An 18891-nucleotide genomic window follows, 5' to 3' on the forward strand; every position below is an offset into this window, starting at 1 on the left:
TTCAGCCTATCTTTTTTGGCTACTTGTCTCAAATCCTTTTCTTTTCTGAGCTTTAGCCTATATTGTCACCCCGCTAGAGCAACTAGTTAATGACACAGAGATTCTTAATTTACTAAATCTTGAAGGGATTAAACCTACCAGCTTGAAAGCTTCTTTATCAGCTTTGCTTTTGAGAACGCAAGTAAAGTAGAGATCGGTATAGTTTAACTATTTTTTTGACGCTAAAAAACCAGAAATATTTATTTGAGAGGGATGTCAGGGAACTCTATAACTGTAGACTGTTTTCGTTTATTAAAGGTTATTTATCAATGAACTGCTTTCAAATAATCAAGTCCATTCTCGACGAAGAATACGATCAAATTTCAGGAAATGAAGTTGAAAAAGACGAACAAATTAACGATAAATTAAAACAACTTCGCCAAGAGTATACTCAACTCTTAAACGGACATAATATATCTTACAACAATCACATTACTAGATTTGCTTATATTTATGCTTATGTCACATCTCATGCCAATTTAGTATGTACTCTTATTGAAAAGAATAGTGAGTTAAATAGTATCTTTGATAAAGAAAAAGTAAAAGTAGCTTGCATTGGCGGAGGTCCTGGTAGCGATTTTTTGGGTATCCTCAAGTATCTTATGACCAATCAAAAGAAACCTGACATAAAATTCCAAATTTGCGATCAAGAGAAGGCATGGGCGGAATCTTGGAGTGATGTTGATGATAAAGTTGAGCGAACATTTAATACATCAACTTCCTATCTACCACTTGATGTAACTAATTCTAATGACTGGAAAAATCACCAAAAATATTTTCAGTCCGATCTTTTTACGATGATTTACTTTATGTCAGAATTAGTGGCATTACGCGATTTGGCAAACCAATACTTTGTAAATTTATTCAGTCAAGCAAAATCAGGCTCACTTTTCTTATTTGTTGATAATAATAATCCTGAATTTTATGATTGGTTTGACGAGTTAGCTAAAACGCATAATATAGACATTATCAAAAGCCAAGAAGATAGGATAACAGTACCTTTTGAGGAAGAGAAGTCTGATTTGGGCAAATATTATGTCAAATTTGACTCGCCAAAACTTACAGCTAATGTTGCATATCGTATTGGACAAAAAAAATAAATATCAAAGTAGGGGGATTTAATGGTAAACAATTAAGTACATAGTAAAAATATACTATTATGAACCAATTAGAACTCTTTTCCCCATTTGAAAGCAATGAAGCTCAAAATTTTGAGCTTCCAGATGGCAATCTAATCTTTTATCCTGCTGCTTTTACTACAGTAGAAGCAGATCGGTTCTTGAAAAACTTGAAACAGGAAACTTTCTGGCAGCAAGATAATATCAAAATGTATGGAAAAGAGATTCCTTTACCTCGGCTAACTGCCTGGTATGGGGATTCAGGGCGAAACTATACTTACTCAGGAATAGCGATGAATCCACATCCCTGGAATTCGACTCTGCGGGAAGTTAAGCAAAGAGTCGAACAGTTATCTCAGGTCAGTTTTAACTCAGTTTTGCTAAACCTGTATCGCACAGGCAGCGACAGTGTGAACTGGCACTCAGATGATGAACCAGAATTAACTCCAGGTCAGACTATTGCTTCGGTTAGTTTTGGTGGTACTCGTCGGTTTGTGATGAAACATAAAACTAAAACCGAGGTAGACAAATTTGAGCTTAAGCTAACTCATGGCAGTGTGTTGCTGATGCGAGGAGAAACTCAACAGCACTGGATACATCAAGTTCCAAAAACTAAAAAGAAGGTTAATTCTAGAATTAACCTCACATTTCGAGTCATTCGTTAATTAAATAAAGCATTAAGCTTGACGATGCGATCGCCTTCCCTCCCCAATAAAACTAAAATAGAAAAATGATTTACTCGCCAACTCATGAGTATCATCCAACTTGTCAGCATCAATCAATACACATTGGCAATCTACTATATGCCCTAAAGGACTCCTAAAGGATAAGCTTCGCAAATAGCTTCGCGTCGCGGAGCGGTATCCGTGATAAACACCTCATACGACTGCTACAAATATTCCATCATTGATGACTATGGCACTGTCTACGAACCAGATGATATCTTCTACACAAGGGTCGCAGCAGAACGTGAGGGTGAAGAGACTATTGATACAGTTTCTAATTAGGTTTGTAGAGCGATCGCACTTACCACAACGACAACTGACCTTCACTTACGCTGCTATACCGCCCCCGATGTAAATTTAGATGGCAAGCAGCACAAACAGATAGCAGATTCGATAGTCGATTATCCTCGGTGTCATGATTTTTATGATGCACCTGTAGAATGTCAGCCGTCCACTCCGAACGAGTTAAATTATTTGGTCTTGACCCTGGCTTGTAGCATTTCTTGCCACAACATTGGCACTGCCACTGGGCAGCTTCTTTGACTTCTAATGCTAGACTGTTCCAATTATCGGGGTAAAGATGAGGATTTACAGGCATTTTATTCGGCATCGCCATAACTGAATTCATCTTATCGCAGAGTGGCGATTGCGCGACGCGAAGCTATATGCCCTAAAGGCATCGCCTTAATGACTTATCCCAAATCTTTGATTGAGTAGTTCATCCAATTCCTCCACCCAAAAGGGGTTCTTCTTCTAATCTAAAGGGGCTAGAGTCTTGACTAGAGGCTGGTTTAGCAAACCAAGCATCATTTCGCATTTGCTGAATCGAGTCTGCTGCTCTGACCGAAGCTTTATCAATCTGTTTTACTTTAGTCAAGAGATAGTCAAAATCCAAGATAGCAGACTGATTACCATCGATTCGTTCTCTAGCAGAAAGACTACAATACCAGTCCGCAAGACAAGTATTAACCACATCTGAAATTTCTACAGGGGTACATTCTTCTGCTTCGTCAATCAATTCTACCCATTGCTCGAATGTCCAGGGAGTATTTTCTACTGATTTGGGACTTGGATTAGTAAACTGATCGGGAAAACATTGAGCTAGATAAATATTGAAAATATCAAAAATCGCTCCTCGATGGGGCAGATCGAGCATCCAAATTCCACCATCATCAAATCGACGTAACAATTCAGTTGGCAGCAGGTTGATACGGTTGACTGTAGCAATAGTCAAGACTGGAGACGTATGCTCCTGCATCCAGGTCAGGAATTTTTGCACAATTCGTCTAGCTGGCCCTCCAGATTCCCAATCTGCTAAACCTTTGTCCCAGTCATCCAGAAAGAGAATGACTTTACCCATACTGTCTGCTAGTTCTAAAAGTAGGGAAACAATGCGATCTGGATTTTCCGCTCCTAAAATATCGCCAAAGCTCATGCCCATTAAGGTATAGCCCAAAACTTTAGCAGTCATTTTAGCCGTTAAACTCTTCCCCGTACCTGGAGGACCAACAAATAACATTGCCTTGGGGGGCTTCAATCCGTATCGGGCAGCTAATGGTTCGTTGAGCTTGACTAATTTGTCAAACAAGAATTTGTTGAGGATATCATTACCACCAATACGAGGGATATCTGGATTGCTAAAATATTCTAAGTTTAGTCCGCTATTGTTGAGTATGTGGTCTTTTAATTCAATAAATCGTTGAGTTAGGGAGGTTAGGGAATCAGAATTTATTTCTGATGGTACACCTAGAAACTGTTCTAACTCATGATCAATGTCTCCCCAAGCTAGTCCTTGACAAGCAGAGATTAGCTTAATTGGGGGTTGATGGCTCAATTTAGTTTCTAGAGTTCGAGCAATTTCAACTCCTGTTGGCAATCCGATTTGAATTTGTTCTGTTTTGAGTCTTAGCTTAGGACTAAGTTGAATCCATTCCCCCAACAAAATTATCTTGATCCCTAGTTGAAATTTGAGACGATTGACACAGTTAAAGATTTGAGATTCTCTAACAGAACGTTCGATAGGAGTTAAATGCTCAAAATCGAGAAGATTATCGAAAATATATAATCCTGGGGAGAGTTTTTTCTGCTGTACTATTGCTAAAGGATTGCTACAGTCTTGTAAAGGATAACCGTATTTAAGTTGGTCTTGTTCCAAACTTAATTTGACAATGAAGACAAAACCATTATTCCAATAGTAAACAGGATAACTGTCGCTGCTTTGAGACAAGACTAGTTGTTTTAAGACCAGTTCGTAATCACTAGGATAAAGTTGTAGTGTGGTTAAGGGAGAGTCGTGTTTGAGGGCAATTTGCTCGGCAAGCATGATCATGGCTAATAGATTCGGATTTTATTAGTTTGCCCATTTGTGCTATGTAAGTGAACGGCTATTGTTTGGTTTGATAATCAGAATTGTTGATTAGAACAATATAGCCCTGGCGGGCTTTAGTAGGTGAATTAATTTTAGTAGTGATGTTTAACACTATCAAATTATTTCAACTAATCGTTTAGTCTAATACTACAAGAATGCTATGAATAATATTCAATCCCAATCTCAGCCTGCTCCAATGCCCCAACAGGTTCAGCAACCTATGGGTTATACACCTCAACAGGTTCAACAACCTATGAGTTATACACCTCAACAGGTTCAGCAACCTGCACCAATGCCTCAAGCACAAGGACAGAATGTCAACTTCTACGGTGTCGAAATTAGTCCTCAAGAATCACAATTACTTAATCAATTGTACATTGGTATCAACAGTAACTTGGGCATACAATTGAGTGAATCCTCGACCGTCTTCAAAAGTCTATATTTTGGTTGTAGGGATATGTTTAAGACCTTATATGTCAACCAAATATCTAATGAAAGAGGTTCAAGACCGACAACTCCTGACTATGAAAAGGCACAACAAGTCTTTGAGCAAGTGTTTGGTTCAGTAGCTCAACCAAAAGTGAACGAAAGAACGCTTTGTTTAACGATGAAAGCTTTTGCTCCTAGTATGCTACCCGATCCAGTTCCAGGGGAAAGACCTCATGTCACCATCATGGAATATATTCTTGACCTCAACTGGCACAGCCAAAATGTGCGTCAAAATAGCAACACTATCAACCGTAGTAATAACGGTAACGGCATTGATACTAATAATGCTAATACTAATCCTTATGCGGTTGGTAACGCTCAGTCTAAAGCAGCAGCAGCAGTAGGATTTATACCACAACAACAGGTTCAACAACCTATGAGTTATGCGCCTCAGCAGGTTCAACAACCAGTAGGATTTGTACCACAACAACAGGTTCAACAGCCTACGGGTTATGCACCTCAACAGGCAGCACAAGCTGTAATCGCAAGTATGCCAGCTTACGCTCAACTCTAATCAATTGGACGCAATGTAAGACAACCCAGAGGGCGTAAGTCAACTATTGTTGCTGTTGCGAATGAATTTGGAAGCCAGCACTCTACCCGATAGGGTTAGTGTCTGGTAGTTCACGACAACAAAGAACTAGATTATCTGGTTCTTTTTTTTTGCTTTCAATTTCCCAAAGCAGTCCATTGTAGAGAAAAATAGAAATCGATTGCCACATCAATTTAGATACTACTAAAAGCGAGATAGCTAAAGAATTCAAATGTGCTGAGGTAGCATTCAATCGTTCGAGATTTAATATTGCTCCATCTCAGAATATTACCGTCGTCATTAAGATAGGCGATAATCATGAAGGTGTAGAAATGCGTTGGGGTTTAATTCCCAGTTGGGTTAAAAGTTTGGATACTTGGAAGAATAATCTAATCAATGCCCGTGTAGAAACCATTGAACAAAAACCTAGTTTTAGAGATAGCTTTAAGAAATATCCTTGTCTAATTCCCGTGTCGGGATTTTATGAATGGGATAAAAAGAAACAACCTTACTACTTTCACCAAGACAAATCATTGTTGGCGCGTCTTACGAAATATCCTCAACGGGGCGGTCGTCACGAGCTTCTGGGGTTTCCCCAGAAGACGAGACCTTGGGAACCCCCGCGCCGCGAAGCAAGTCCTTTAGGGCAACGGATTTTCGTGTTAGCTGGGATCTGGTCAGCTTGCACTTACCCAGAAACAGATGAAAAGCTTTTATCCTGTACAATCTTAACCACCCAAGCCAAGGGAAACATTACCGAGATTCATCACAGAATGCCTGTCGTTATTCCTCCAGAATATTACGACCTTTGGCTTGAGAATGTCGGAAACAGAAAAGAACTATTAGAAGCTTTGCCCGAAATCGAATTGCAGCTATATCCAGTGAGTAAAACGGTTAACAGCCCGAAAAATGATACACCAGACTGTATAGTGCCAATTAAATGACATCAGGTATTTTCAAGCCGAGTAATAAACAGATCGCCCTAGTCGGCAAACCCGTCGTGGTACTTTCCAATAACGATGGTTGTCCTAAAGGACGACGCGAAGCTAGTGCTTTAGCATACCGCTCCGCATATGTTGTGGCCCGTTCTCAGGAAGTCAAAGATTTAGGCGTGAAGATGGGCGTGCCAGTATTTAAAATCAAAAAGCTGATTACTCAACATCAAAGCGATCGCGGTTGAAGATATCTGGGGTGTCGGTAAACAGTACTCGAATTGGTTACATTCTCTAGATATAACAGAGGCATGGTCGCTCAAAAACATACCAGAATGGGTTATTCAACAGAAAATGGGCATCGTTGGTATCAGGCGGAGTCAATAAATCTTGGAATACAAGAGGAGATCAAGTAAGTCCCAGATATACTACGAATTGGAATGAATTACCCGTAGTCAAGGCTTCATTTGGGTTTTAAGAATTAAATAAAACCGACGATTAACTGGGTCAAGCATTGCTGAAGCTGACAATAATTGGGACAACAATTATCTCGCCAAGATTTTAACTTCTTGAGTATGCGTTTGCCCTGGTTATAAGCGTGAAGTGACATTAGGACCAGAAGAAGCTCCACTGAACACGGAGCCAATCATAACTGACTTAGAACAATTACGGAAATCCAAGGATTGGGCATTTTTTATTTGTGTAGGAATGGTTGTACTAGCTTTTCTGATCTCGATTGGTCTGGTTGTTACTCTTTTTCACGAGCCGAATAAAATAACCATTTTATTCGGTGCAACTGGATTAACAACGGCGGGACTCATTTCAGTCATGCGCGGGATCTGGAAAGAGAAAGTGGCAATTGAGATGACAATCGTGCTACTAAAAAATATGACCCCTGAATCTTTCGAGTCTATTCTTCCATCAATAATACAAAAGTTTTAATTTTTCTGGGAAATTCTTATTTAAGCAGATTGTTGCAGTTATAGAGCGATGTCTACGGCTATCGCTTTTTTAAGAGATGGACAATTGAGCAGCAGATGGAGAAGGTTGCCGAATGCCAGGATAAATAAGTGTACCTGGAACTAAATCAGGGGGTAGCTCAAGATGTCCGAGAAGCAAAAATAAATTAACGCGATCGCCAATAGAAGTAGTGTATTGAACTTTTTGAAGAGGAAGATGCTGATAATCGCTTGAATTGGATAGATAGCTAATAGATGAAAGTCCGTCAAGGCGTTGATTAATCTCACATAAAAGGGAGTCAAGTGATTGATGGAGAGAGTCAGAAGAATAAGCACCAGCAAGGGCAATACCTTCAGGAGTGTGCAAAATATCAACTAGTTTAAAAATGGGAATCATACGAACACAAAATTAAAGATGGGTAATAAAAAGAAGATGAGCAACTTCTCGAATTTTAAGATGGTGTAATTTTAATCTAGCGATAGCATCTCTAAGTAAAGTATAGCGTTCAACTGAAGTTAATTGAGGTGCAAATCGAGCAGCACGGATACTAGCTTGAGCTTCATCTAAAGCAATATTAACTAGAGAAGGAGAAGCAAGAGAACCTCGCTCAAAAGAACGGTTAACAACTTCTGCACCACGATGACCAATCCATTCATGAGCGAGAGAGCCTTTAATACTGATTCGACTGTTAGCAGTGATACCTGAAACTGGGGGAGAAGATAACGGAGCAACATCATTGCCTACATAAACAATTTCTTTGCCAAAAATATTGCCATAGCTGGTGTTCATATAATTGGAGAAACGAATCACATCAGTCGGAATAGCTAAAACTTGCGCATAAGCAATAACTTCAGCTATTTGCTTATCCGTAAGGGGTTGTGTATTTCTGCCTGCTGTCATCGAGAGTTGAAAATTTCAGGATTATACATTATGCAGCGACTCGGCGGAAACTCAATTTAAGTTGAAGATTTATCTTTCTTAATTCTGCCATCTTTAGTTTTTCTCATGTAAGAGTTCGCCACTTCTAACCCAAGCAAAATTTTCTGCTTGGGTTTTAATAATTGAATAAATAATTAGGCAGACTGTTGGAGTTAGAGAGCGATCGCGCTAACAATTTACCATTTAGTCAATGGGTTTAAAATTGTGATAGTTCAACTGAGGGAAGTGACAAAGGTGAAAATAGTATTGTTATCGAAAAAAACCATGAGCGATCGCACTATATCTCTTAAACTTTCTTCTCAATTACTGCAACAAGCAGAAGAAATAGCTGGTAATGCTGAATCTCTTCATGATTTTCTCATTAGTGCCATTGAAAATGAGGTTCAACGTCGGCAAGTCTTTACTAATAAAGTTGATTTTTGGCAAAAAGTTGAAAAGTTGCGAGAGCTAATAAAACAAGAAGGGATTGAAATAGATCCTCAAGAGATCTGGGAAGATGTTAGAGATAAAGGAATAGGGCGAGAGATAATTTTGTGAGTAAATACTTAATTGATACTAAAAACTTTTATATATTACAATCCAGGACCAAGAATTATCCAGTCTTCACGATTAGCAGGTAGCCAAGGAATTGGTCCAATAAAATATGGAGTACAACCCAAGTCTACTGGAAATCGAATACAGATGCGAAAGAAGATAGAAGTTTCTGCCGTATCTGTAGTTTCATCTACATTCCACAGGGCGACTTTAAATGTGGGTCCAAAAGGATTGCGACCAGTAGGTTCTTTACCGCAGTTAACTTCACCTAATATTCCTTCTCCTCCATCTACACCCCAAGGGGCTTCAGGACAGATATTGGCATTATTAGGATCGTTGCCAAGCATCCATCTACGACCTTCTGATATCCAACGAATGTCGCGACCAGAGTTCTCTAAGTCATCTAATTCAATATGAGCGCATTGAGTTTGACAGGGAACGGCATAACCAGCAATATTGCTACCAGCTACACTTTGTCCTGATTTGATTTCTCCATGAGCATCACTCCAAATAGTATCGACACGGGAAACAAATGCCAGAGTCGTAGCTACAGGATTGGGAAAGTTGTCTAAGGAAATATCAGCAAGCCCTTCAACTTCACCTGCATATTCATTTTTCCAGCCTTCAAAATCTTCAACAAAACTATCCTCCATACCAGATACGTCTTCTAGGGTGTATTGGCTCAAGTCCAATTCTCCCATTTCAACTTCGGAAATCTCAATTTTAGGAGCTTGAGTTTCGCTTTGGGAAAGGGTAAAAGTCTTATTACTCGAAGTTTTTAGACTTTTATTGAGGCTAATTGGGTTAAATTGGGACTGATGGCGGACATCAATTAATACTTGTACGGGTAAACTTAGAATTATTCTAGCGCGATCGCCATAGATTAAAGTCACGAGATCTGCTAGGGGAGGAACATTCTCAATAGATTCTGATTTAAGTTGAGGGTTTGCTTGTATGAAACTAGCTACTGTTTGCTCTTCAATAAATCCTAAGCGATCGAGAGTTACTTCATGAAATTGATGACCCGATTTAGTGACAATTTCACCCAAGCGCATTCTACCTATTCCCAAAGCTTCATCGAGATCTCCTAGCTTGAGGACATCGATAACTGCATCTCCAGCCTGCCATTGACGACCCAAGCTATAACCAACATAGTCATCAGGAATAAAACCAGATGCGGAAAAACTACCAAGACTTCTCAGAGTAATGGCACTGAAATTAGGAGCTTCTAGCGTACCTGCCCAAGAGTTGTCTTCATTGATCATGTCGTAGGTTTGAGTAGGAATTTCAGTGGCTTGGATTGATTTTACGGCAATGGTACTGTAAATTGAGGCTAGGGCTAGTCCTAACCACAATGAAGATTTTAAAAAATTCATATTGTTAAAGAAGAATTTTAAACTGATAGTTAGTAATTAAATTAATAGTTAATGATGGACAGTCATCTTTGTTCGGGGGGTAACATCCACAGCACACACCATCCCTGATTTACGGACTTCCCCTCTAACTTGAGGGTGACATTTAAATTGGCTGCTTCTTGTTCGCAAATTCTAGTTTTACCTTTATATGCCAATCCCCGTGAATTCCATTCAATTAAGTTGTGAGCTAATTTGCCTTCATCAGACTTAGACCAATGAAGCAGGGCAGTATCTTGATTACTTAAACCAGAATTGCTGTAGCGATAGTCAAAATAACTGCGAGCAAACCAACCCCCAGCAGTAGTAATAATCATGGGAATTAGGATGTAGATACCCAAACGGCTCATGGCAATCCAGTCATGTACCGCCTTTTCATGGGCAGCGTGTTTGACTATCTTAGCCACACTACTAGAAATCTTTGCCTGAGTCAGATTAATGCTGGCAGCTTCTGTCACCTCTAAGTTTTTGGTTAAAGTTTGATATTGATTGATCAGGTCTTGAGAGTAAATATGAAAACTAGCATCAATCCGTTGTTGATTTTCCTCAATTTGTTGCTTAAATTTAGCTTCAAAACCAGCAATTAAAAGCTGGAGAATCTCTTCTTGTTTGTTAACTGAATTCTCAATAGTTTTAAATTCCAGTAAAAATGCCCAAAGAGGATCGTTTTTATCTAGCTGCTGCTGTTCTTTAAACTCAAGCAAGGACATAACTTCTTCTTTGTTCACCATTTGAGCTAACTGCTCGACAATCGATAGGGGAGGACACGGGTGGCGAACTTGGTTCGCCACCGTGAGATGTCCGTGAAGACCAGACTGTTGTATTGGCGTAGGAACAGGATTTTGCTGCTTTGAATCAGAAGTAACCATGTTTTTAAGCAGCTTGAGAAGTTGTAGTTAAGGGAAATAGGCTTACAATCTCGCTACACTGTGTTTGCAAATACTTTGTCAGACGATTGAGGGAAAGTTTATTGCCACTATAAGTGTCGTAAGCTTTCCCTAGCTTAAAAGTAGCTTCCCTTTCACCTCTTGGCATAATGCTCAAATCTAGCTTGGGAATACCATTGAGAAATTCCACAAAATCAGCCTTCTCCAAATTCCACTCATTATCGATTCCGAAGTTGCGTACCAAAATAGTAGTAAAGGCTGAAGCTTTGGGTATTGACTGTTTTAATAATTCTAAGCTGGTGCGATCTCCGTTTGAGAGATACCAGATGATAATTTTGATTTTCTCTTCTTGCAAAAACTGAGGATTATCTAATCCATTTTGCTGTAACCAAAAGAAAAGCTCTTTATGACTATCTGAGGGCATATTGACAATTACATCTTGTTTGAGAGCCTCTTCATAGATACGATCTACTTTAGTGGCTTCATTAGTATAATTAGCCATAATTTCATTGCATCCATCAAAATGTACGTCGGTAATACCACCATACATGAGCGAAACATCTTGTTTGTGACGGTCGGTATCAAATAAAGTAAACCCTCGTTGGTTGGAGACATAGAGGTGACACATCAACGAGGAGAAAAAACTCTTACCGATATTACCTCGATTGCCGTCAATAAAATGAATGGTTTTTTCGTTATTTTGAACTTTATCGTTAGTTTGATTGTTTTTAACCATAATTTGTAAATATTAGTTTTTATAGTTATTAATTGAAATTGTGATTATCAAAATGTTTGCTAAAACTAAAATTAGGCAGCCTGGAAAATTTGCTGTTGATTAAAACTACGGACTAGACCCAGGTTGATAGCCAGAGAAATTGCCTCTTGTTTAGTCTGTAAATTTAATTTTTGAACAATAGTTCGTAGACGATAACCGACATTAAGAGGGCTATAATTTACAATTGTGGCGATTTTGGTGTGGCTATAACCTTGGGATGCTAAGACTAAGATTTTTTGGTCGATCTCTTCTAGTTGAGCTACTGCCTGACGCTGTTTAAAATTAGGTTCAAAAACGCAGTGATTAAGCTTTTGCTTTGCCTGGGGGCAGATGAAAACACTTCCTATTAAGGCGCAACTAATAGCTAAAATTAAATTTTCAGGATCGTTATGTTCTAGTCCAATATAAGAACTATTACAATTAAGAGCCAAGATTAGAGAGTCAAAATCGGCAGGGCGATCGCAGAGAATAAGTCTACTCTGATTGAAATTGTTTAATTGCTGACATTGATTTAAATCTAATAATTTGCCCTCGGCAATAATCACAAAAATTTCTCCTAACTGAGCGAAGAAATTAACAGAGTCGAGACATTTAAAATAGTGGTTAACAATACGAATTTGATGACTAGTAGTGCTAGTGAGAAAAGTTGCTAAACCTTGAACCATAATTGTATCGCTATGAAAAATTAGAATATTAGCCATTGTGATAAACCTAGTAATATGTGTGTTGTCTTATGTCATCATTATGCACTTCGGTATTTTCAATGGCTACTATGTGTTCTTGCTTAAAAAGGCACGGTTCATAACTGTTTCACATTTTTTAAAAAGTTTTATCTTAGCTTCACTTGACAAGGCAGTTTAATATTAATTTGAGTGATTATCTTTCTTACGTCTGGCGACGTTATTAGTCTGCAATTAAATAACAGATAAAGCCATATGAAAATTGAGTTATCTCACTTATCATCAGACTCTGACCTAGAGCAACTAAATGCTGTAATTGAAAAATCCGATCCAGAATTAGAAAAAAACGAGCAGCTAATTGATCGTATCGTTCTCCGTAGACAAGGAGAATCTATAACCAAACACGGACAAAGAGTAGACCGTTTGATTGACTACATCAAATTTTTGGGAGATACAAATGAAATCGATGCTCGTATAACAGAACTGCAAGCTTTAAAGAAGTCTCGAACTAATCTAGCTAAAAGGCTGACAGAACTAATCAAGTTTCGTCTCAATCTCAATCAAGTTACTAAATTAGAGACTCCAAGACATAAATTGAGCATAGTTACAAAAGGCGGTATACAACCAATTGAAATTGATTACGATGAAGTAGAAGATTTAGAGCTAATTCCTCAAAATTTTATTCGAGAAAAAATTACTAGAACGATAGACAAAACAGCGATCATTAAATATCTTGAAAGAGGGAATTCCCTAAGTTGGGCAAGATTAATCGAACGAGATACTAGATTGAATATCAAGTAAAAATATCTTTAATCAAAACCAAACAATCTTATTCGCAATTAAACAATGATGAATGAAATTACGAGTAAGATTGTAAGTATTACTATAAAAGTAGTATTCTAAACCGTTAAAGCTTCCGAGTCTGTGGACTCGTTCGTATTTTGTCTCTACTGCTGGCAATGTAGAGAGCGAAATCATCAAAAAATACATTGCAGTGCAGAAAGGACTATGATGAAAGCTTTTGTTTACAGGTTGTATCCAACGAAAACCCAGGTAAGAAGTTTGGAGGAAATGCTTACCACTTGCAGATATTGGTACAATGCTTGCTGATTGACTGACAAAACTTTTAAGAAACATTGTAGGAATAAGTCAGAACTTTGAATTCCAACTGATGTATTCGTCGTTCGTGTTGCGATCGTGATGCCATTGCTGGATTAGGGTCTTTATTGCCAGAGAAAGTTACACTACCTAAGCAACTTCCAACCATTTAAAAGTGCAGCTTTAACCCAATCCCAGCCAATGCGATTCGGGCGGTCAACATTCTGGGGAGACCCCAGAATTACGCCCTCAGAAAATAACTATTTCCTCTGAACCAATGAGTATCGACCCATCTTCGTTTTCCCGCATAAACTACCTCCACACCTTGGGCCCTAAAGGACTAACTTCGTGTCGCGCTGACGTAGAGAGTAGCCACAGCTAAGATAAACCACAGGCGGGACAAGGCGCAAACATCACGAATCATGGAACGTTGAACATTCCATCCTGCTGATTGGTCATCGAGAAAGTTTTCCTCAATATCAAAACGTAACCCATACTCAGCAAAAGTTTGAAGGGTAGTCTTTTCGTCACTGACAATTGCCCATATGCGCAGCGGTATCCTTTAGGATAACTCACCGTTGAAGCTATTACGTCCCAGAATTACATGAACTTTGCCATAAAATTCGCTTTGATGAATCTGTACGTTATGTAAGCAAATTGCTTCTCCTAGATGAAAATGAAAATTTTTAGGTTGACACCATTTTCCACGCCAAATCCAGGTATTACTCTTAATTCGGATACGATAATGCCATCCTAGTTGAGTTGTCAGCATGGTCATCAATTCGGTATGTATAAATCCTCTATCGGCTAATAGAATTACCTTGACTGATTCTGGTAGTCTAGTTTGTGCTTGCTCGACCATTTCTTTGTAATCAGCAAACGAAACGCTAGCACTTTCATGTTTCATCACTCGCCACACCAAAGGTAAAGCTCTTCCTCGATGGATAACTGAAAGACGCACAAGGCAATACTCATCCCAAAACAGTGAAGTGTCTAATGCTAAAAATATCTTTGATTCTGACCAATCAGAAAGTGCGGTTTTAATTAATGACCCATAAATGTGATGGACGTTGATTCGAGGATTGTTTAGCCAGCGCTGAATGCGTCTTTGTCGGCTTTGAGCGAACTGACCACGACAAGGAATATACATCGACCACTTTGTAAGATTTACACTACCAGTGTGTATCAAGGCAACTATCATCCAAATGCAGGTTTTCAGATGGCACAGATGTGACCAAGTAACTGGTTGACTCATCCATTGATTCAAGGCATTGTCAAGACGGGAGTTTTCTTGAAGCAGTTGCTTATGCCAGGGAACCTGTCCACCGCACTGCTTCGCTTTTTCACAGTATTCTTCTATTTTGAGTGGTATCTAATTTTAGAATACTGACTCCCCCAAAATATTTCCCAACCCCTCAGCCCTCTGACAGCTTCTACTCTAAGGTTTTTGATTTATCTTTTGTCAGTCAACCAGCAATGCTTGTCTGGCTCAACGAAAAGAAGCCTACGAGACAGAAAAGAAGACTATATCTAAAATCGAGCAACTTCGGCTCGTTAAAGAACTTAAAGCCTCTAATCCCTATGCTGGCAAGGTGCATAGCCATGTTCTTCAAAATGTTGTACAAGACTTGGACAAAGCATTTAAAGCATTTTTCCGTAGAATCAAAGCAGGAGAAACACCAGGATATCCAAGGTTTAAAGGAAAAAATCGATGGAAAAGTTTTGGATTCAAAGAATATGGCAACGGATTTAAGATTGATGGACGCAGGTTGAGATTGTTTGGTGTTGGTCGGGTTGTCGTTCGCTGGCATAGACCAATTGAAGGGAGAATCAAAACTGTTCGCATCATCAAAAAAGCTGGAAAATGGTACGCTTGCTTTGCCTGTGAGATTGAACTCAACCCTTTGCCACCAACGGGGAAAGAAATTGGTATCGATGTTGGTATTGCCAGTCTGCTTACTACTAGCGATGGAGAGAAGATTGAAAATCCACGATGGTATCAAAATCAACAACGCAAACTTAGGGTTTTGCAACGTCGTGTTTCGAGAAGAAAACTTGGTTCTTACAATAGGCGTAAAGCGGTGTTGGCATTGCAGCGTCAACATGAACACATTGCTAATTCTCGCAAAGATTTCCTCGATAAGTTGGTCTATTGGTTGATAACCAACTACGACCGCATTGCCTTGGAGGATTTGCGAATCCTCAACATGGTGAAAAACCACAAACTTAGTAAGAGTATTTTGGATGCTAGTTGGGGCTACCTGATACAAAAATTGCTCGATAAAGCGGAAGAAGCTGGTCGAGTAGTCAGTCTGGTTAACCCTGCCTACACCTCCAAAACTTGCTCGAATTGTGGTTTTCTGTTTGAACATCTGTCACTAAAAGATAGATGGATTGATTGTTCTTGCGGTTTTTCAGCTTGTCGCGATTGGAACGCTAGTTTAAACCTGCTTAGGCTGGGACGCAGCCTTTGGGAGTTAAGCTCTACAGTAGTAGGGTTTTCCTAAGAAGCTGCCGTGGCTTTAGCCCGTGCAGAGCGTCACTGGTTTTTATGTATAGTATTAGGACTGTTATCTTTACTAAGTTTAGTATTGTTAATTTGGAGTAATAATAAACAAATGTTACTCTTTTCGACAACTAGTTCGGGATTACTATCTTTAGCTTATTCTCCTTTAATTGATAAACCTCCTCTAGTTAGAGGTCTGTTAATTTTGATTACTATTATCACCATTTAAACAACCATAAGAACTGGAATTTCATCTTGCTTAAGATTGGATTGAGGTTTAGATTTCGACTTATCTTGAGACTGGAGTTCTTCAATCTCTAATTCTAGCGACACAATTAACTGTTGTAGATAATCAATATCCTCAATAGCTTTAACAATTCCCTTGGCTGTAACTTGAGGGTCTCGATTAAAGGAAATTCTAACACTACTTTTGAGTCCTGTAGTTTGTTCGATTACCTGTTTGACTTGCTTTCTAATTCGATTTAATTCCTGGGGGTCTTCGGGTAAGGGGTCGGGAACAATTTTCTTAAGTTGTTTGCTGATCTGTTTGCGGTTACTAATGATCTCTCGATCTTTAAGAGTAGGTTCATCTGGGTTTTCTAATTTCTGACCCATTTTAGCTGCGACATTTTTAGCTACCAGACCTTGTTCAAGTAAATCGTTAATTTCAGGTACGGCTTCGGCAGCGCGACTAGCAGCGCGATCGCTTGTGAGTTGACTAGAACTAGGTTTTTTGGCTTTGGATTTAGCTTTAGGTTGAGAGTTTTGAACGCCAGAAAACTCAACATCTACTTTATCCTCTTCCTTGGTTTTTAAATCGCTACGGTAGCCCTGCTTGGCTGCATAAACGATAGTACGAAATTTTCTTTGAGTAGAGGCTGAAATGGTCAACAAAGCATCGATTTCATGAATCTGACTATTTAGTCCTCCCTGGTCGAAGGGCAAACAAATTAAATTGTGAAGTTTGTCTGCTGCGGAATCTCCAGGGAGATCGAGATATTCCCAAAGAGCTTGATCGATAATTTGATTGATTATATTAGCAAGAGTAGCACATTCAGTTTTACCTGCTTTAATAACTCTTTTAAGTTCTGTTTTAGCGGTAATTGCAGCGTTTTCCTTAGACATAAGATTAAAATTAAATTGTTATATGTCATAGATTAACTGCAACCCAAGACGAATATCTCTTAGATTTGACTGTTCTTATATCGAACTAAAGTACGAGATCAGAGTTTAAGATTAGCCAATTCTATAAATTCACCCCAAGCATCAGCTAAACGAACTGGTAAATACTGTTCGATAAACTTATTTTTAGATGTATGGGACAGATCTAACTTTTCTAGTAACTCGATGCCAATTTTATTAGTATTAAATAATTTACCCTGCCAGTTCTTAAAATAGTCGTTAATAAGAGTTTCAATAAAAGGAGTCGAACCTCCACAATAAATTACCCGATCTAATTGTCCTAATGGGGGTAGCTTTTCTGACAACCATCTACTTAACAGCCCCCAGTATTCTTCATCTGCGCGTTTAATAGCAGTAACAATAACAGTTCGTTCTCGTTCTTGATATTTTTTACTGGTACTACGAATTAAGTCCTCAATTCTAATGCGACTGGTAAAACCTTTGATTGCTTGCTGACAATTACTTTCCACACCATAAATAGCTTCAGTAATAATTGCTTTTTGAATATCATCACGATACAAACCACTACTGTACTGAGCTACTAAGTCTAAATAGTTATAGAATCCCAAGTCAGTGGAGTGGGAGTTAATGCGATTAAACCGACCATTTTCGAGCAGTAAAAGGCTAGTATTACGATAGCCAAACATCAAATAGACTAGTTGTAGCGACCCGAAATCATAATCACTCCGACCCGCAATAATGTCGTTTTTGAGACCACAATAAATGACACTATAAATGGCTCAAACCCAGATTAAATGACAATCGACCCAGATTATTCTGACAGTAGCCCGAAATAACACCCTTCGACCCACATTAAGTATCAACAGGCTTTCTTACAGAGGAATACCAATTTTGAGAATTTGATCTCTCATGTCTTGTATTTTTTCTGGAGGAAGTTGATTGTAAAGAAACGAACGTACTTCGGCAGGTTTGACATTAAGTAACCTGGCAATGGATCTAACGTTGTACCCATGTCGAATTAAATTAGGTTCAAGGTCATCTAACCCAATAGCCAAGACCGTTTCCATAAAGTCAGTAGTAATCGGTTTAAGCCCCACCTGATAAGCTTCATTCATTGCCAGAGTCAAATATTGCTCGATCTGTAATGGTGTAGATAATCGTTGACTCAAATAGTCAATAGTTTCTGCTTCTAAAATGTCGGTAGGTTGAACTTTTTCAAAAGTAGCTTGGGTCAAAAGCCAATTAATGTACTCAGATTGATGACCCCTAATACCTTGCAAGGCAAAAGCCTGAGTACGTCCTCCAATTTCTTCTAGGGTAGGTCTTCTCAAATCATTCTTGAGCTTGGGATGTCCTGCCAAGATAACACTTAACCTTTCTCCATTACTGCGTACCAGTTCAATTAACTTTTTCAGGCTAACCAAAGTGGTACTATGCAGTCCGTGAGCATCATCCACAAACAAAGCTACGGGAAAACGGGCTTTTTTGATCAATTCTAGGAGTAACCGTTCTCTTTTTTCCGAGTTAGAAGGAACTTTTTCCACCTTATCTGGGGATAAATCATAGAATAAAGCCGTAATTAAAGTTACCAGACGAACTTTATCCGATTCCACTGCTAAAGAACGAGAAACCACTACTTCTTTACTCTTGATCAAGTCGGTCATCAGTTTTTGTAAGAAGGTGGTTTTTCCCGAACCCACAACACCACTCAAGGCAATCAATCTTCCTTGAGAAATTGCCGCTTTTAGTTCCTT

At 38.9% G+C, this 18891-nt stretch carries 24 protein-coding genes and 3 pseudogenes; 14 read left to right on the forward strand and 13 right to left on the reverse strand.

What is annotated here, in order from left to right:
- Nucleotides 1-308 precede the first annotated feature (308 nt).
- The 3 genes from C7B62_RS18570 to C7B62_RS26630 all read left to right on the forward strand — a co-directional run bounded on the left by C7B62_RS18570 (nt 309) and on the right by C7B62_RS26630 (nt 2164).
- Nucleotides 309-1139 (forward strand): hypothetical protein, encoded by an 831-nt coding sequence (locus C7B62_RS18570; protein ID WP_106240417.1) that lies wholly within the window; start codon nt 309-311, stop codon nt 1137-1139.
- A 59-nt stretch (nt 1140-1198) separates the two neighbouring features.
- Nucleotides 1199-1822, forward strand: a complete 624-nt coding sequence (locus tag C7B62_RS18575; protein ID WP_106240421.1) for an alpha-ketoglutarate-dependent dioxygenase AlkB — start codon at nt 1199-1201, stop codon at nt 1820-1822.
- A 201-nt stretch (nt 1823-2023) separates the two neighbouring features.
- Nucleotides 2024-2164, forward strand: a complete 141-nt coding sequence (locus C7B62_RS26630; RefSeq protein WP_233220041.1) for a hypothetical protein — start codon at nt 2024-2026, stop codon at nt 2162-2164.
- A gap of 19 nt (nt 2165-2183) precedes the next feature.
- On the opposite strand, the gene C7B62_RS18585 is transcribed toward C7B62_RS26630, so the two are convergent.
- Complete coding sequence (locus C7B62_RS18585; protein ID WP_233220042.1) at nt 2184-2510, reverse strand: HNH endonuclease signature motif containing protein; 327 nt, start codon at nt 2508-2510, stop codon at nt 2184-2186.
- 90 nt (nt 2511-2600) lie between these two features.
- Nucleotides 2601-4211, reverse strand: a complete 1611-nt coding sequence (locus C7B62_RS18590) for an ATP-binding protein (protein WP_106240425.1) — start codon at nt 4209-4211, stop codon at nt 2601-2603.
- Nucleotides 4212-4410: 199 nt separating this feature from the next.
- Between C7B62_RS18590 and C7B62_RS18595 the strand changes: the two genes are divergently transcribed.
- From C7B62_RS18595 to C7B62_RS18620, 5 genes and pseudogenes are all read left to right on the forward strand, one after another.
- The gene (locus C7B62_RS18595; RefSeq protein ID WP_106240428.1) at nt 4411-5253 is read left to right on the forward strand and encodes a hypothetical protein; all 843 of its coding nucleotides are present in this window, start codon (nt 4411-4413) and stop codon (nt 5251-5253) included.
- 206 nt (nt 5254-5459) lie between these two features.
- Nucleotides 5460-6215 (forward strand): SOS response-associated peptidase, encoded by a 756-nt coding sequence (locus tag C7B62_RS18605; RefSeq protein ID WP_255414055.1) that lies wholly within the window; start codon nt 5460-5462, stop codon nt 6213-6215.
- Nucleotides 6212-6436 (forward strand): annotated as a pseudogene (locus C7B62_RS25445) (hypothetical protein); the annotation flags it as partial. The gene C7B62_RS18605 and the pseudogene C7B62_RS25445, both read left to right, overlap by 4 nt.
- Nucleotides 6437-6558: 122 nt before the next feature.
- Nucleotides 6559-6681, forward strand: a pseudogene (locus C7B62_RS27220) (DUF4113 domain-containing protein); the annotation flags it as partial.
- 125 nt (nt 6682-6806) lie between these two features.
- Nucleotides 6807-7145 (forward strand): hypothetical protein, encoded by a 339-nt coding sequence (locus tag C7B62_RS18620; protein ID WP_106240442.1) that lies wholly within the window; start codon nt 6807-6809, stop codon nt 7143-7145.
- Nucleotides 7146-7214: 69 nt separating this feature from the next.
- Here the strand turns inward: C7B62_RS18620 and C7B62_RS18625 are convergent, their stop codons facing one another.
- Together C7B62_RS18625 and C7B62_RS26250 are read right to left on the reverse strand one after the other, a co-directional pair.
- Entirely contained in the window at nt 7215-7559 is a 345-nt protein-coding gene (locus C7B62_RS18625) for a hypothetical protein (RefSeq protein WP_106240445.1), read from the reverse strand.
- 12 nt (nt 7560-7571) lie between these two features.
- Complete coding sequence (locus C7B62_RS26250) at nt 7572-8063, reverse strand: hypothetical protein (protein ID WP_199194274.1); 492 nt, start codon at nt 8061-8063, stop codon at nt 7572-7574.
- A gap of 273 nt (nt 8064-8336) precedes the next feature.
- On the opposite strand from C7B62_RS26250, the gene C7B62_RS18635 reads away from it, so the two are divergent.
- Nucleotides 8337-8639, forward strand: a complete 303-nt coding sequence (locus C7B62_RS18635) for a hypothetical protein (RefSeq protein ID WP_146132140.1) — start codon at nt 8337-8339, stop codon at nt 8637-8639.
- 35 nt (nt 8640-8674) lie between these two features.
- Here C7B62_RS18635 and C7B62_RS18640 read toward each other — a convergent pair whose 3' ends face one another.
- The 4 genes from C7B62_RS18640 to C7B62_RS18655 form a co-directional block, all read right to left on the reverse strand.
- Nucleotides 8675-10012 carry a hypothetical protein gene (locus C7B62_RS18640; protein WP_106240455.1) on the reverse strand — a complete coding sequence of 446 codons (1338 nt, stop codon included), beginning with the start codon at nt 10010-10012 and terminating at the stop codon, nt 8675-8677.
- A gap of 62 nt (nt 10013-10074) precedes the next feature.
- Nucleotides 10075-10917 (reverse strand): DUF6753 family protein, encoded by an 843-nt coding sequence (locus tag C7B62_RS18645; protein ID WP_106240458.1) that lies wholly within the window; start codon nt 10915-10917, stop codon nt 10075-10077.
- A 4-nt stretch (nt 10918-10921) separates the two neighbouring features.
- Complete coding sequence (locus tag C7B62_RS18650; protein WP_106240462.1) at nt 10922-11671, reverse strand: hypothetical protein; 750 nt, start codon at nt 11669-11671, stop codon at nt 10922-10924.
- Between the two features lie 71 nt (nt 11672-11742).
- On the reverse strand, nt 11743-12411 hold the full coding sequence (locus C7B62_RS18655) for a LuxR C-terminal-related transcriptional regulator (RefSeq protein WP_106240465.1): 669 nt from the start codon (nt 12409-12411) through the stop codon (nt 11743-11745).
- Between the two features lie 234 nt (nt 12412-12645).
- Between C7B62_RS18655 and C7B62_RS18660 the strand changes: the two genes are divergently transcribed.
- The 3 genes and pseudogenes from C7B62_RS18660 to C7B62_RS27225 all read left to right on the forward strand — a co-directional run bounded on the left by C7B62_RS18660 (nt 12646) and on the right by C7B62_RS27225 (nt 13500).
- Nucleotides 12646-13191, forward strand: a complete 546-nt coding sequence (locus C7B62_RS18660) for a siphovirus Gp157 family protein (RefSeq protein ID WP_106240469.1) — start codon at nt 12646-12648, stop codon at nt 13189-13191.
- 112 nt (nt 13192-13303) lie between these two features.
- A pseudogene (locus tag C7B62_RS18665) lies at nt 13304-13402 on the forward strand (transposase); the annotation flags it as partial.
- A complete protein-coding gene (locus tag C7B62_RS27225; protein ID WP_370304065.1) occupies nt 13402-13500 on the forward strand; it encodes a helix-turn-helix domain-containing protein in 99 nt (32 codons plus the stop codon). The pseudogene C7B62_RS18665 and the gene C7B62_RS27225, both read left to right, overlap by 1 nt.
- 16 nt (nt 13501-13516) lie before the next feature.
- Here the strand turns inward: C7B62_RS27225 and C7B62_RS26255 are convergent, their stop codons facing one another.
- Together C7B62_RS26255 and C7B62_RS18680 are read right to left on the reverse strand one after the other, a co-directional pair.
- Nucleotides 13517-13657, reverse strand: coding sequence for a hypothetical protein (locus tag C7B62_RS26255; RefSeq protein WP_199194275.1), 141 nt, complete (start codon nt 13655-13657; stop codon nt 13517-13519).
- Between the two features lie 393 nt (nt 13658-14050).
- Nucleotides 14051-14743, reverse strand: coding sequence for a hypothetical protein (locus tag C7B62_RS18680; protein WP_146132141.1), 693 nt, complete (start codon nt 14741-14743; stop codon nt 14051-14053).
- 199 nt (nt 14744-14942) lie between these two features.
- On the opposite strand from C7B62_RS18680, the gene C7B62_RS18685 reads away from it, so the two are divergent.
- Nucleotides 14943-15995 carry an RNA-guided endonuclease TnpB family protein gene (locus tag C7B62_RS18685; RefSeq protein WP_106240479.1) on the forward strand — a complete coding sequence of 351 codons (1053 nt, stop codon included), beginning with the start codon at nt 14943-14945 and terminating at the stop codon, nt 15993-15995.
- Between the two features lie 9 nt (nt 15996-16004).
- Entirely contained in the window at nt 16005-16223 is a 219-nt protein-coding gene (locus C7B62_RS18690; RefSeq protein WP_106240482.1) for a hypothetical protein, read from the forward strand.
- Here the strand turns inward: C7B62_RS18690 and C7B62_RS18695 are convergent.
- The 3 genes from C7B62_RS18695 to C7B62_RS18705 form a co-directional block, all read right to left on the reverse strand.
- Nucleotides 16220-17119 (reverse strand): hypothetical protein, encoded by a 900-nt coding sequence (locus tag C7B62_RS18695; RefSeq protein WP_106240486.1) that lies wholly within the window; start codon nt 17117-17119, stop codon nt 16220-16222. The genes C7B62_RS18690 and C7B62_RS18695 overlap by 4 nt on opposite strands.
- A 98-nt stretch (nt 17120-17217) precedes the next feature.
- Entirely contained in the window at nt 17218-17823 is a 606-nt protein-coding gene (locus tag C7B62_RS18700) for a hypothetical protein (RefSeq protein ID WP_106240491.1), read from the reverse strand.
- A 186-nt stretch (nt 17824-18009) separates the two neighbouring features.
- A partial coding sequence (locus C7B62_RS18705) for an AAA family ATPase (RefSeq protein WP_106239192.1) occupies nt 18010-18891 on the reverse strand: 882 nt, incomplete at its 5' end.

The organism is Pleurocapsa sp. CCALA 161, assembly GCF_003003995.1.
Taxonomy (GTDB): domain Bacteria; phylum Cyanobacteriota; class Cyanobacteriia; order Cyanobacteriales; family Xenococcaceae; genus Waterburya.

What these genes read in the sequence shown, in the direction of transcription:
- C7B62_RS18570 (WP_106240417.1), top strand. Translation starts at nt 309, where the DNA reads ATGAACTGCTTTCAAATAATCAAGTCCATTCTCGACGAAGAATACGAT.
- C7B62_RS18575 (WP_106240421.1), top strand. Translation starts at nt 1,199, where the DNA reads ATGAACCAATTAGAACTCTTTTCCCCATTTGAAAGCAATGAAGCTCAA.
- C7B62_RS18585 (WP_233220042.1), bottom strand. Translation starts at nt 2,510, where the DNA reads ATGAATTCAGTTATGGCGATGCCGAATAAAATGCCTGTAAATCCTCAT.
- C7B62_RS18590 (WP_106240425.1), bottom strand. Translation starts at nt 4,211, where the DNA reads ATGATCATGCTTGCCGAGCAAATTGCCCTCAAACACGACTCTCCCTTA.
- C7B62_RS18595 (WP_106240428.1), top strand. Translation starts at nt 4,411, where the DNA reads ATGAATAATATTCAATCCCAATCTCAGCCTGCTCCAATGCCCCAACAG.
- C7B62_RS18625 (WP_106240445.1), bottom strand. Translation starts at nt 7,559, where the DNA reads ATGATTCCCATTTTTAAACTAGTTGATATTTTGCACACTCCTGAAGGT.
- C7B62_RS26250 (WP_199194274.1), bottom strand. Translation starts at nt 8,063, where the DNA reads ATGACAGCAGGCAGAAATACACAACCCCTTACGGATAAGCAAATAGCT.
- C7B62_RS18640 (WP_106240455.1), bottom strand. Translation starts at nt 10,012, where the DNA reads ATGAATTTTTTAAAATCTTCATTGTGGTTAGGACTAGCCCTAGCCTCA.
- C7B62_RS18645 (WP_106240458.1), bottom strand. Translation starts at nt 10,917, where the DNA reads ATGGTTACTTCTGATTCAAAGCAGCAAAATCCTGTTCCTACGCCAATA.
- C7B62_RS18650 (WP_106240462.1), bottom strand. Translation starts at nt 11,671, where the DNA reads ATGGTTAAAAACAATCAAACTAACGATAAAGTTCAAAATAACGAAAAA.
- C7B62_RS18655 (WP_106240465.1), bottom strand. Translation starts at nt 12,411, where the DNA reads ATGGCTAATATTCTAATTTTTCATAGCGATACAATTATGGTTCAAGGT.
- C7B62_RS18660 (WP_106240469.1), top strand. Translation starts at nt 12,646, where the DNA reads ATGAAAATTGAGTTATCTCACTTATCATCAGACTCTGACCTAGAGCAA.
- C7B62_RS27225 (WP_370304065.1), top strand. Translation starts at nt 13,402, where the DNA reads ATGAAAGCTTTTGTTTACAGGTTGTATCCAACGAAAACCCAGGTAAGA.
- C7B62_RS26255 (WP_199194275.1), bottom strand. Translation starts at nt 13,657, where the DNA reads ATGGTTGGAAGTTGCTTAGGTAGTGTAACTTTCTCTGGCAATAAAGAC.
- C7B62_RS18680 (WP_146132141.1), bottom strand. Translation starts at nt 14,743, where the DNA reads ATGAGTCAACCAGTTACTTGGTCACATCTGTGCCATCTGAAAACCTGC.
- C7B62_RS18695 (WP_106240486.1), bottom strand. Translation starts at nt 17,119, where the DNA reads ATGTCTAAGGAAAACGCTGCAATTACCGCTAAAACAGAACTTAAAAGA.
- C7B62_RS18700 (WP_106240491.1), bottom strand. Translation starts at nt 17,823, where the DNA reads ATGTTTGGCTATCGTAATACTAGCCTTTTACTGCTCGAAAATGGTCGG.